The following is an 11,489-nucleotide window of genomic DNA, read 5'->3' on the forward strand; positions in this document are numbered from 1 at the left end:
CATCGATCAAGCTATGCCGGACGATACTAGCGCGATTCAGGCCGAAGGCAGTCTCAATTTGCAGGGAAAAGCGCACCGCGGTTTCCAGCGGCAAACAAGCGCCCGACAAAAGGCCCGCAGAACGCGGGCCTTGTGTGAAACGGGGCCAGACTATTTCTGGTCCTCGTTGCTGGTCCCGGTGCCCGGACTGCCGATCGGCAACCCGTTGGGGGCGTGACCGACGCCCATGTTTCGCTCGGCTTGCGCTGCTGCCGGCGTCTTGGCGTTCGCGGTCGGGGGCTGAACATTCGGATTGGGTCGGCCGATGTTGGTGTTGACGTTGGCTCCCGTGGTGGTGTCATGCGTTCCCATCCCGGAGGGAGCCGACGGCCCGAAGTTGGCGCTGCTGGACGACGAGCCCACTCCGACACCTGAGTTGGCCGCAGCCCCCGAGCTGGCGCCACCGGTCCCCGTGCCGGCGCCGGCCGCTCCACCTGCACCTGCACCACCGCCGCCCCCAGCACCACCGCCGCCTTGGGCAAAGGCCGCCGTCGAAAGTGCGGCACAAGCGATGGTCACGAGAATGGATCTGCGGATCATGGATCGTCTCCCTGGTTTGACAGACAATCCAGGGACCAAAGGAGTTGTTCCTTCCGCTGGGAAGCGATGTTCGCTCGTCTCAGGGCTTTGACGACTTCCGTTCCCATGGGCGCTTGCCATCGGCATCGCGATCCCATGGTCGAGTGATCGGAGCTAGCCTCTCATCTTCGGCGGCTTTCGAACGGTCTGCTTGGACTCGCTCGCGGTCGGTCAGTGGTGGCGGTGCGGGGACTGGAGTGGTCTGGGCCAGAACCGGAAGCGTCGTAAGGAACGTGACGATGATGAATTTTATCATCCCCTGCTCTAGCACTTTCACCTTGGCTTGTCCGATGTAAGTTCGTCCACGTCGTAAGGTGATCCCATCACAATCCTCCGGCCGAACAGCGTATCAATTATTACTCCGGTTCGCGCTCCGAAACGTCTTGATCTCCGAGACGCTGCCGTCGCGATAGGTCAGCTCCACCGAGACGGACTGCGTGCTTGGTGCGAGCTTCACGTAGAGCGGCATGCCGGCGGTAATTGCGCTGGGGTCGCGCATGTCGCAAGGCGGCATCTTCAGCACCTGGTTGGGCACGGCGGTGTCGATGCCGATGCGCACCTCGCGGATGGCGCAGCGGTGCGACACGAGGTGCGTGTAGTAGACCAATAGGCCGTTGAACACGCGGAACGACAGCCAGCTGGTCGACGTCATGTCGAGGATCTTGCGCTGGTCGCGGATCAGTGCGGCCTCGGGATCGAACTTGATCGGGAACGGTCCCTGCGTCTCGCCGGACTGATCGACATAGCGGACCTCGATGGTGCCGGCCTGCGCATCCGGCGGCAGCTCGATCGACGGGTTCGGCATCCGCTTGCGCGTGCGCGGATCGAGCGTGTCGATGAAGCCGGTTTCGCGGAAATCGCCTTTGCCGGCCATGCGCCAGGAAATGCCGAGCGTCGGATCGGCGAAGGAGAACGTAATGCTCCAGCCGCCATCGTGCCGCGAGAAGCTCGCGATCGGCGCGTTGATCGTCTCTTCCTTCGGGATCTGCGGCACCGACACCGGCGGCAGCGCCGTGAGCTTCTGCGGCGGCTCGGCCGGCCGCGCCGTGGTATCCTTCGCCATGCCGCTGAGGAAGACGTCGTCGACCATCTGGTCGAAATAGACCGGCACCTGCCTGTGCTTGACGGTGTCGGCCATCTCGCTGACCAGACGGCGCGTGCGCTGCGCCACCTGCACGAGGTTCTCGCCGGGCTGGAGCAGCTCCTTGGCGAAAGTGCGCGTGAACACCGAATTGGGATTGGTGTCGTCATTGGACAGACGATCGAGCGCGGTCTGGCGAGGTCCTGCCGAAAACACCGAGAACACGCCTTCCGGCAGCTGCGTCATCGGCGCTAGCCCGCCGCCGCCGGCGACCGCGCGGGTGCCCTTGCGTTCGAACGGGTTGTTGCGGCAGGCATCGAACACCAGGATCGAGGTCCGCGCCTTCTTGTTCTGCAGGCGCTCGACGATGCGGTCGGCCAGGATGGAAGCATCGCGCACCAGCTCCTCCTGTCCTTCCGTCGCCGCGGGCACGTCGGTCGGCAGCAGATAGTTCTGGCCGGCGATCTCGAAGCCATGACCGGCATAGAAGAAGAACGCGGTGTCGCCGGGCTCGACCGCCTTGTCGAACGCGAGCAACGTCTCGGAAAATTGCTGCCGGTTCTGGTTCTCGGCGACCATCACCGAAAAGCCGAGCTGCTTCAGCGTATCACCCATGGTGCGGGCGTCGTTGACCGCCTTGAGCAGCTTCGGCACGTTCTTGTAGTCGTTGTTACCGACGACCAGCGCGACGCGCTTCTCGGCTTGGGCGGGAGCTGCGCCCACCAGCAACGCAGCCAGGCCGAGAGCCAAAGCCGCCTTGGACAACATACATGTCATGTGAAGTTCCCGCCCCCGCATCCCTGGCCAAAATGCTCAATACATAGTGCGCAAACTGGGCAGATCGGTTCAAGCGCCTATCATCACGGGCGACGGGATCCATCATCGGCCAGAACCGTCAGGCACGGTCGCGTACCCCACTTGGGCTATCGCCGAACCGATTCCGGAACAATCGATTGAAATGCGAGACATTCGAGAATCCAACCTGAGCCGCAATCTCGGACACAGGCCGGTCCGGGAATTTTGTGACGAGCGCAAACGCCCGCTTCAACCTCAATTCGTTCACGCGTGCGGTAAATGATGCCCCCGACTTCTCCAACAGTTCCTGCAGATAGCGCGCCGAGATGTGTTGACGATCGGCAACACATGCCAGCGACAATCCGGGATCCGTAAAGGATTTTCCGATGAAATCGATGGCAGCGGCCAAACGTGCCGCCGCGACCGCGCCCCTTGCCTGCTGTCGCGTATCGCGGTTGGCGCCGATCATCAGCGCAGCGAAATCGTGAATGTGATTGACAACCGTTTGCTGCAGCGCGGTCTGCTCAAGACCAGGCGCATTCTGAACGAGATCAAGGTACCCGAGAAGCAGCCGCAGCGCCGGATCGTTGTGCGCAATTGGCCGCATGACCGCGCCGTCCAAATCGTGTGTCCGGAGGGCCAGAGCGGCGCGCGGAAACAACAAATGGAGATGTCTTGTGCCGCACAGCAGGGCAGCTTCGCCCGGGCGGACGAACGCCGCATTACCCGGTCCAAGCTCCAATTCGGCACCGCGCTGGGATACGGATGCAGCTTGCCCAAGATTGATGAATAACCCAATCCAGTCCCCACCGTCGGCAGCCAACGCGCGCGTGCGATCGAGGCGCGCCGCGGAGCCATCGCAGGACGCGAGGCGCACACCCGGGAGGTTTTGAAGCACGGCCTCCGCCCTGAACGGAACGTCGTTCGACAAGGGTTCGATATCTACACGTACCAGCGTCCTTCCGAACTCCTCACGCCATCGGGCGAGCCTTTCTCGCTCGGGCAAGTCATCGGTGCTGAAGCGTCGGGGTGCAAATTCGCTGGCACAAGCCATGGGACGGTGCATTCCAATGAGCTTTGGAAGCTAGCGATTCACGCAAAGATTGCAAGATTCGGACTGGTTCCTCACTTCGTAAAAAGCAAAGATCCCACTCGCCTAACATCAAGAATGAGCGCGGATCAATCAACAGGCCTGCGTCATGCTGACGCGCTGTCGCGCAAATCGCAAAGCCTCACTCGTCTTATGTAAACCCATCCGACAACGCTGTTGCCTGCCGACGACAGAAGATCGGCGATCGTTGTGCAAGATTACGCACGACAAGCCGTTTCAGAGGTTACATCCTCGGCTTCTGGAGATTCGAAATGATATCCCAACAAAGCCTCACCAGCCGTTCATTGAAGAATTGGGGTCCGCTGCTCGCCGTCGCCGCCTGCATGTTGGCGCCGAAACCGGCCCATGCGATCCATGCCGTCTGTTCTTTCGTAAACGGCAGCGAACAGCAAGTTCTGATCGTGCAGGACGACGACTGCTCCAATCCCTTCGACCCGTTCTTCGCCGGCCCCCTGCTTTTCGGTGACAGTATTCATGCTGCGCAGGACATGACCGTGGACGGCACCACGACAACGGGCACGACCAACGTCAACGGCAATTCGACCTTTGCCACCGGCACGACGGCTACATTCAATGGAAATGCTGTCTTCAACGGAGGGGTGACCTTTGCGGGCTCCCAGAACTTTTCGGGCATCAACAACACCGGAAACATTTCTACCGACACGTTGAGCACGACAGGCAATGCCACGATCGGAGGCACCCTCAACGTGGCGGGTCTCGCGACGTTCAATGGCATTACCAACACAGGCAATCTGACAACCGACACATTGACGGCAAATACCTCGGTCAACACGCCTCTGATCAACGCAACCAACGCCAACGTGACGACGGCTACGATCACGACTGCTAACGTGACCACTGCCAATGTCACTACGGCGAATATGACCACGGCGAACGTCACGACGGCGAACATCGGCACGGCCAACATCACGACAGCGCTGCAGGTGTCACCCGGCGCCTCGGTCAACATGGGCGCCAACAGAATTCAGAACGTTGCCGCCCCGCTGGCAGGAACGGATGCTGCAAACAAGAGCTATGTTGATGCCAGCCTCTCGGCACTGGGAGGACAGTTCGACCAGGCGCTTGCGGGGGTAAATAGCAGGATCGACGAAATTTCAAATCGGACCACTAAAGCGACGGCCGGCGTCGCCATGGCAATGGCCATGGCAGGCGTGCCAACGGTGCTCCCAAGCGAGCGCGTGGCGTTCACGATGAACTATGGCAACTTCCAGGGACAAAACGGTCTGGCACTCAACGGCGCGGTCCGTCTCAATGATAATCTGCAGTTCACAGGCGGCGTGGGCTACTCGACCAATCAGAACCTCGTTGGCGCGCGCGCAGGCCTGCGCGTCGGATGGTAGGTGTCATGCTGCGCCCCCCGCTTTATGCCGCCTTCATCCTGGCGCTGTGTGTCATGGTCCTCCGCCCAACCAGCGCTTCGTCGCAGACCAGCATTCCTTCCCAGAACTCGTCGGGCGGTGCAGCTCCTGGCGCCACCCCAACCGAAAGAGCCCCCGCGGCGCCGGCACGAACCAAGGTCCATGTGCCGGTCGACCAAGCTCTGCTGTTGGTGCGTTCAACATTGCTGACGCTCAACGATGCCAACCAGTCCGGAAACTACACGGTCCTGCGGGATCTCGCCTCACGAGAGTTCCAGATTAGAAACACATCCGCCGATCTTGCGCTCGTTTTCGCAGACATGAGAAGGAGCAATCTCAGCTTATTTAGTGTGATGCTGTTGTCACCTCAGCTTTCTGGCACTCCCGACATAGACGCCGACGGGCACCTTCGCATCTCCGGCTACGTTCCAACGAGTCCGCAGCAGGTGAAGTTCGATCTCGTGTTTGAAGCCTCTTCTCGCCAGTGGAAATTGTTGAGCCTCAACATCGCGACCGCGCCCGTCCAGGCTTCATCGGCCGCTCGAGAGCAGCAAAGAAGCGAACCCAAGAAGCAGATGCAGAGTGCAAAGGTCCTGCCGAAAGCTCCGCCCGCGAAAGGAGCTCCGGTAAGATTGGAGGCCGCTCAGAGCCCAGCGCCCCAGCCGGAGGAAGCTTCCAATCGGGAGTGAAATGCACAGGCGGCTTGGCCTGCCTTACCGACTCCGTCTCGGGCGTCGCTGTCCATCCGCCAGCTCGCCTATGGAATAATTGGGGTGAATCTGCTCCTCTGGTCAGGTCATCCGAAGGGGAGTCTTCCGTGTATTGGTGTACGAACGAGGTGGAGCCGCAGGACCGCTTCGACTATTGGCGCGAGGTGCGCGCCAAGGGCCTGTTCGGCGTCACCGCCGAGCTCGAACCCGAACGGCGCGCGGACTTCTTCGGCGAATTCTCGCTGCGCCAGCTTGGCGGCGCCGGCCTCGTCGAGCTGAAGGCTTCGCCCTACGCGGTCGAGCGCAGTGCGTCCGACATCGCCAACGCCCCGGGTGACGCGATTTGCGTCTACCAGCAGCTCGGCAGTGGCGGCTGGTTCGGCGGCATGCGCACAAGCGACTTTTCGATCGCGAGCGGTAGCTTCGCCACCAGCCATACCGACCTGCCCTACCGCACCGCGCCGCTGGGCGCCGGCGGCTTCCATCTCCGGATCCTGAAGATCCCGATGAGCAGCATCCCGGCGCAGGACAAGCGCATGCGCGAGCTGTCGCCCCGCACCTTCAACGATGCAGCCCTGGCGCCCCTGCTCGCTACCTGCCTTGCCGATCTCGGCGAGGCCGGCGCGGATGATGCCGCCGCCGATGCGGCCTCCGTGGTCCAGACCTCCTTGGTTCAAGCTTTGGCCCATCTGGCGCTGATCGAACGCGGCATCGTGCGGCCCGGCAGCCGGCGCGGACAGGCCGCGCTGCGGACCGCCCGCCTCTCACAGGCCCGGCGGCTGATCGCACGCCGTCTGCAAGACCCTCATCTCGCGCCGACCATGGTGGCCGACCTGCTCGGCATCTCCGTGCGTCATCTCCACATGCTGTTCGAGACGGCGGAGAAGAGCTTCTCGCAGACCGTGACCGACGAGCGTCTGAAACAGAGCCGCCGCCTGCTGCGCGACACGCCGGAACGGCTGATCGCCGACATCGCGAGCGCCTGCGGCTTCGAGAGCCTGGCGACCTATTACCGGGTGTTCAACGCCGCCTATGGCATGGCTCCCGGCGACTTCCGGGCCAAGGCTTCGGACGGGCATTAACCCTCGTCTTGGCGGTTCCGGCCGGACCGCTGGAGGAGCGGAAAACCCAAGCCGCGCCCGCAATTTGGGCAAAAACCTCAGGTTTTTTAGGGCCTTCCCGCGTCCGCTCCATTGACTTTGGCCAATTCCTCCCTATGTTCCGGGGCGACGCGGCTCAGATCGAAGAGCGATTCCTGGGCCTTGCGCTTTGTCCGCGTGAGTCAGCACCCCCAGCTTCTTTGAGAGCGCGCCGTTTCGGGGTGGAACGCGACAGCCTTATTACCCTCGATTCCGAACGGCGGTTTCGACCAGAGGCTCAATGTCCTTTTCTCACCTCGGACTGTCCGAAAAAGTCCTCGCCGCAGTGGCGGCCACCGGTTACACCACCCCCACCCCCATTCAGGAACAGGCGATCCCCCACGTGCTCGCACGCAAGGACGTGCTCGGCATCGCCCAGACCGGCACCGGCAAGACCGCGGCCTTCGTGCTGCCGATGCTCACCATCCTCGAAAAGGGCAGAGCCCGGGCGCGCATGCCGCGCACGCTGATCCTCGAGCCGACCCGCGAGCTCGCGGCCCAGGTGAAGGAAAACTTCGACCGCTACGGCGCCGGCCAGAAACTCAACGTCGCCCTCCTGATCGGCGGCGTCTCCTTCGGTGACCAGGATGCCAAGCTGATGCGCGGCGTCGACGTGCTGATCGCAACCCCCGGCCGCCTGCTCGACCATACCGAACGCGGCGGCCTTCTGCTCACCGGCGTCGAGCTGCTCGTCATCGACGAGGCCGACCGCATGCTGGACATGGGCTTCATTCCCGACATCGAACGCATCTGCAAGCTCGTCCCGTTCACGCGGCAGACCCTGTTCTTCACCGCGACCATGCCGCCGGAAATCCGGCGCATCACCGAAGCCTTCCTGCACAATCCGCAGAAGGTCGAGGTCTCCCGGCCCGCCACCACCGCCGTGACAGTCACGCAGGCCCAGGTGCCCGCCGGACGCGAGGCGCACGAGAAGCGCGAGCTGCTTCGCCGCCTGCTACGCGAGGCCAAGGACCTCAAGAACGCGATCATCTTCTGCAATCGCAAGCGCGAGGTGGCGATCGTCCACAAATCGCTTCAGAAGCACGGCTTCAGCGTCGGGGCGCTGCATGGCGACATGGACCAGCCCGCCCGCATGGCCGCGCTCGACCAGTTCCGCAAGGGTGAGCTGCCGCTGCTCGTCGCCTCCGACGTCGCCGCCCGCGGCCTCGACATTCCCGAGGTCAGCCACGTCTTCAATTTCGACGTTCCCCATCACGCCGACGATTACGTCCACCGCATCGGCCGCACCGGCCGCGCCGGGCGAACCGGCACCGCGATCTCGATCGTGACACCGCTCGACCAGAAGTCGATGGCGGCGATCGAAAAGCTGATCGGCCAGAGCATTCCGCGCGCCGAAGGCGATTACGAAGTCCCAGCCGAGGCCGCCGATGCCGGCGAGCGTCCGCGCGAGCAGCGCGGTCGCGAACGTTCACGCGGCGGACGCGGCAAGCCGCAACGCGGCCACGACCGCGAGCGCAGCCACGAGCCGCGCGAGGCAAGACAGCCCGCCGCGGCAAGGCATCGGTCCGACGACAAGCGCCGGGCGGAGCCGCGGCACGATGCGCGCCAGCAGGCCAACACCTCCCATGTGCCCTCGATCGGCCGTCCCGAGCCGCGCCGCCAGCGCGAGATCGACACCGAGCCGGGCGATCACTCGCATCTGCCGGCGTTTCTGCTGCGGCCAGTTCGCTCCCCTGCCGGCGCCTGAAGTGCGCTTCCCGCTTTCGGTTGCAGAAAATCGAAATACACGTTTTTAGAGGTTTCGTGGACGTATATTTACGGGGCGTTCACGATCGTCCGTTAGCCTACGAAGATAATTAATTTTAGCATTGCTGCGGTCGATGGCGCGCCGACCGTTGTGGGGTATGTTCTGTGATCAAGGTGCTCGACGAACACGAACGCACAATGGCGTTCGCCGAGGTGGCGCTCGGTCAGATCCGATCGCTTCGGCAGACGGCAATTCCCCGCAACTATGAGATCTGGTACGTCTACGCCACCGGCTACAACGCGCCGCTCAACAAGATCATCAACGAGACGCTGGCGCGCAGCGGCAAGCTGACCGAAGCCGATCTCGAGCAGATCTACGAGACCTATCTCTCCCACATCAAGACCACCGATCGCATCGACAAGGTCGGCGCGCGCGTCATCGGCGAGATCGACGACGTGATGAAGGTCTTGGGCGAGGCGCTCGGCATGACCGGCGCCTACGATGCCAGCCTGTCGGGCGCGACCGACAAGCTGTCGTCGGCCAAGAGTCGCGACCAGATCAAGGGTATCGTCGAAGCGCTGCTGCGCTCGACCAGCGAGATGCGTCAGACCAACAAGGCGCTGGAAGACCGGCTGACGCTGTCGAAGAACGAGATCAGCAATCTCCAGCAGAGCCTGGAAGCGATCCGCGCCGAGAGCCTGACCGATCCGCTCACCGGCCTCGGCAACCGCAAATATTTCGACCGCATGATCGGCATGGCCGTGCAGAGCGCGCTCGCCTCGGGCGAGCCGCTGTCGCTGCTGCTGTTCGACATCGATCACTTCAAGTCGTTCAACGATTCCTACGGCCATCTCACCGGTGACCAGGTGCTGCGGCTCGTCGGCCTCTCGCTGAAGCAGACCATCAAGGGCCAGGACATTACGGCGCGTTACGGCGGCGAGGAATTCGCGGTCGTGCTGCCCAACACCGCGCTGCGCCAGGCGCTCACCGTGGCCGACCACATCCGCCGCGCCGTGATGGCGAAGGAACTGAAGAAGAAATCGACCGGCGAGATTCTCGGCCGCGTCACCATCTCCGTCGGCGTCTCCATGCTCAAGGAGGGCGACGACACGGACGCGCTGATCGAGCGTGCCGATGCCTGCCTCTACGCCGCCAAGCGCAACGGCCGCAACCGCGTGATTTGCGAAGCCGATCCCGAATACGCGGTCGAGACGCGCAGCCGGGTGGCGTGAGACGGCCGCCGTCCGCGCTTGACATTCCCACTTGCGGACCGACATCTTCCTCGCCGCCGCGGCGCCTGACGCGGGCATCGAGGACCCATCATCTTGCCCAATCCTCACGATTTCCATACGCCGCAACCGTCCTACACCAGGGACGAGCTGCTGAGATCGAGCGAGGGCGGCTATTTCGGCCCGGGCAATGCGCAGCTGCCGGCACCGCCGATGCTGATGATGGACCGCATCACGGAGATCAGCCTGGACGGCGGCGAGTTCGGCAAGGGCCATGTCGTCGGCGAGTTGGACATCACACCGAGCCACTGGTTCTTCGATTGCCATTATCACGGCGACCCGATGATGCCGGCCTCCCTGGGGCTCGACGCCATGTGGCAGATGATCGGCTACTGGCTCGGCTGGTCGGGCTCTCCGGGCAAGGGCCGCGCCATCGGCGTCGGGGAAGTCGAGTGCACGGGGACCATTACACCCGACACAAAACGCGTGCGTTACGAGGTTGCAATGCGCATGGTCCGGCGCGGCAAGCTGGTGCTCGGAATTGCCGACGGCCGCGTGCTTGCCGACGGCAGCTGCGTCTTCACGGCCAAGGACATGAGGGTCGGCCTGACCAAGGCCGTGGATTGATCGTCAGGCCTTTCGCTTGGCACGCTTTCGAAGCGAACTCTTCCTGGTCACCGTTCTCGACGCTTTCGCAGGCTTGACAGCCTTCTTCGCGGGTTTGCTCGCCGCCTTGTTCGCCTTCGGCCGCTTCTTCAACTTGGCGCGCTGAGCCGCGGCGAGTGCCGCCCTCGCCCACTGGGCAAGCTCTGCAGAATCATCGAACAGGCGCGCGGGCAGCTCCCAGTAGGAGTTGACCAGCACGGTCTTGGCGCGGGTCGCGTACTGGAATGGCTTTGAGCCCTCGGCCTCGAAATCCGGAATGGTCGTCTCGTCCGCACGGAAGAACAGGCCGGCACGCAGCGACAGCGCGAAATTGACGCCGTCAGCGGAGATGCCGTAGCCGGAGAACATCTTGCGAATGGTGACGGGGCCGAAATCGGCGAACAGATCGATCAGGAATTCGCGGTCCATGGGCACGCTCTCTCGTGCCCCGGACGCGGCGCAGCGTGACATAAGCGCGCTTACGCGCGCCTTCGACTCGCTTATGGCGCTGCTGAGCCGGGGCCCAGTCTTCTGCACCGACGACTATAGCGTGGGTCCCGGCTCTGCGCAGCAGCGCCATAAGCGCGTTTACGCGCGTCTTCGACGCGCCATAGCGCTGCAGCGCGTCCGGGACACGAGAGTACTGAGAAGGCGCTACCCGTCGATCTTGGCCGGCCGCAGCTCGACCGACTCGCCGCAGCCGCAGGCGGAGACCTGGTTGGGATTGTTGAAGACGAACTGGGCCTGCATCTTGTCGGCCTTGTAGTCCATTTCGGTGCCGAGCAGGAACAGCACGGCCTTGGGATCGACCAGGATCTTGACGCCCTTGTCCTCGACGACCTCGTCGGTCGGGCGAATCTCGTGGGCGTATTCGACCGTGTAGGACTGGCCGGCGCAGCCGCCATTCTTTACCCCCACGCGCAGGCCCACGATCTCCGAATCCGCCCGTTGGGTCAGCTCGGTGATGCGCCGGGCAGCAGCGTCCGTCAGCCGCATCACCTGCGGGCGCGGCCGCCGCGGCTTCGGAGTGGAGGATGCTGGTGTCGCCTGGGTCATGTTATCTATGTGGTCCGT

General features: G+C 63.3%; 11 protein-coding genes. 6 read left to right on the plus strand and 5 right to left on the minus strand.

Annotation, left to right across the window (positions count from 1 at the left end; genetic code table 11):
* Positions 1-150 precede the first annotated feature (150 nt).
* The 3 genes from BRAD3257_RS39750 to BRAD3257_RS21085 all read right to left on the minus strand — a co-directional run bounded on the left by BRAD3257_RS39750 (position 151) and on the right by BRAD3257_RS21085 (position 3,548).
* Complete coding sequence (locus BRAD3257_RS39750) at positions 151-579, minus strand: hypothetical protein (protein WP_160118829.1); 429 nt, start codon at positions 577-579, stop codon at positions 151-153.
* Between the two features lie 388 nt (positions 580-967).
* Entirely contained in the window at positions 968-2,476 is a 1,509-nt protein-coding gene (locus BRAD3257_RS21080) for a caspase family protein (RefSeq protein WP_122403399.1), read from the minus strand.
* A 118-nt stretch (positions 2,477-2,594) separates the two neighbouring features.
* The gene (locus BRAD3257_RS21085; protein WP_160118830.1) at positions 2,595-3,548 is read right to left on the minus strand and encodes an AraC family transcriptional regulator; all 954 of its coding nucleotides are present in this window, start codon (positions 3,546-3,548) and stop codon (positions 2,595-2,597) included.
* Positions 3,549-3,856: 308 nt separating this feature from the next.
* Here BRAD3257_RS21085 and BRAD3257_RS21090 point away from each other — a divergent pair, with 308 nt between their 5' ends.
* The 6 genes from BRAD3257_RS21090 to fabA all read left to right on the plus strand — a co-directional run bounded on the left by BRAD3257_RS21090 (position 3,857) and on the right by fabA (position 10,397).
* Positions 3,857-4,966 carry a YadA-like family protein gene (locus BRAD3257_RS21090; protein WP_122403401.1) on the plus strand — a complete coding sequence of 370 codons (1,110 nt, stop codon included), beginning with the start codon at positions 3,857-3,859 and terminating at the stop codon, positions 4,964-4,966.
* 5 nt (positions 4,967-4,971) lie between these two features.
* Positions 4,972-5,673 (plus strand): hypothetical protein, encoded by a 702-nt coding sequence (locus tag BRAD3257_RS21095; RefSeq protein ID WP_145987018.1) that lies wholly within the window; start codon positions 4,972-4,974, stop codon positions 5,671-5,673.
* 128 nt (positions 5,674-5,801) lie between these two features.
* The gene (locus tag BRAD3257_RS21100; RefSeq protein ID WP_122403403.1) at positions 5,802-6,776 is read left to right on the plus strand and encodes a helix-turn-helix transcriptional regulator; all 975 of its coding nucleotides are present in this window, start codon (positions 5,802-5,804) and stop codon (positions 6,774-6,776) included.
* A 298-nt stretch (positions 6,777-7,074) separates the two neighbouring features.
* Complete coding sequence (locus BRAD3257_RS21105) at positions 7,075-8,541, plus strand: DEAD/DEAH box helicase (RefSeq protein WP_122403404.1); 1,467 nt, start codon at positions 7,075-7,077, stop codon at positions 8,539-8,541.
* 164 nt (positions 8,542-8,705) lie between these two features.
* Complete coding sequence (locus tag BRAD3257_RS21110) at positions 8,706-9,773, plus strand: GGDEF domain-containing protein (RefSeq protein WP_122403405.1); 1,068 nt, start codon at positions 8,706-8,708, stop codon at positions 9,771-9,773.
* A 93-nt stretch (positions 9,774-9,866) separates the two neighbouring features.
* Positions 9,867-10,397, plus strand: coding sequence for a bifunctional 3-hydroxydecanoyl-ACP dehydratase/trans-2-decenoyl-ACP isomerase (gene fabA, locus BRAD3257_RS21115; RefSeq protein WP_122403406.1), 531 nt, complete (start codon positions 9,867-9,869; stop codon positions 10,395-10,397).
* Between the two features lie 3 nt (positions 10,398-10,400).
* Here the strand turns inward: fabA and BRAD3257_RS21120 are convergent, their stop codons facing one another.
* Positions 10,401-10,844, minus strand: coding sequence for a TfoX/Sxy family protein (locus BRAD3257_RS21120; protein ID WP_122403407.1), 444 nt, complete (start codon positions 10,842-10,844; stop codon positions 10,401-10,403).
* A 225-nt stretch (positions 10,845-11,069) separates the two neighbouring features.
* Complete coding sequence (locus tag BRAD3257_RS21125; protein ID WP_122403408.1) at positions 11,070-11,471, minus strand: HesB/IscA family protein; 402 nt, start codon at positions 11,469-11,471, stop codon at positions 11,070-11,072.
* Positions 11,472-11,489: the final 18 nt, after the last annotated feature.

The organism is Bradyrhizobium vignae (genome assembly GCF_900324035.1).
In the GTDB taxonomy this organism is placed as follows: domain Bacteria; phylum Pseudomonadota; class Alphaproteobacteria; order Rhizobiales; family Xanthobacteraceae; genus Bradyrhizobium; species Bradyrhizobium vignae.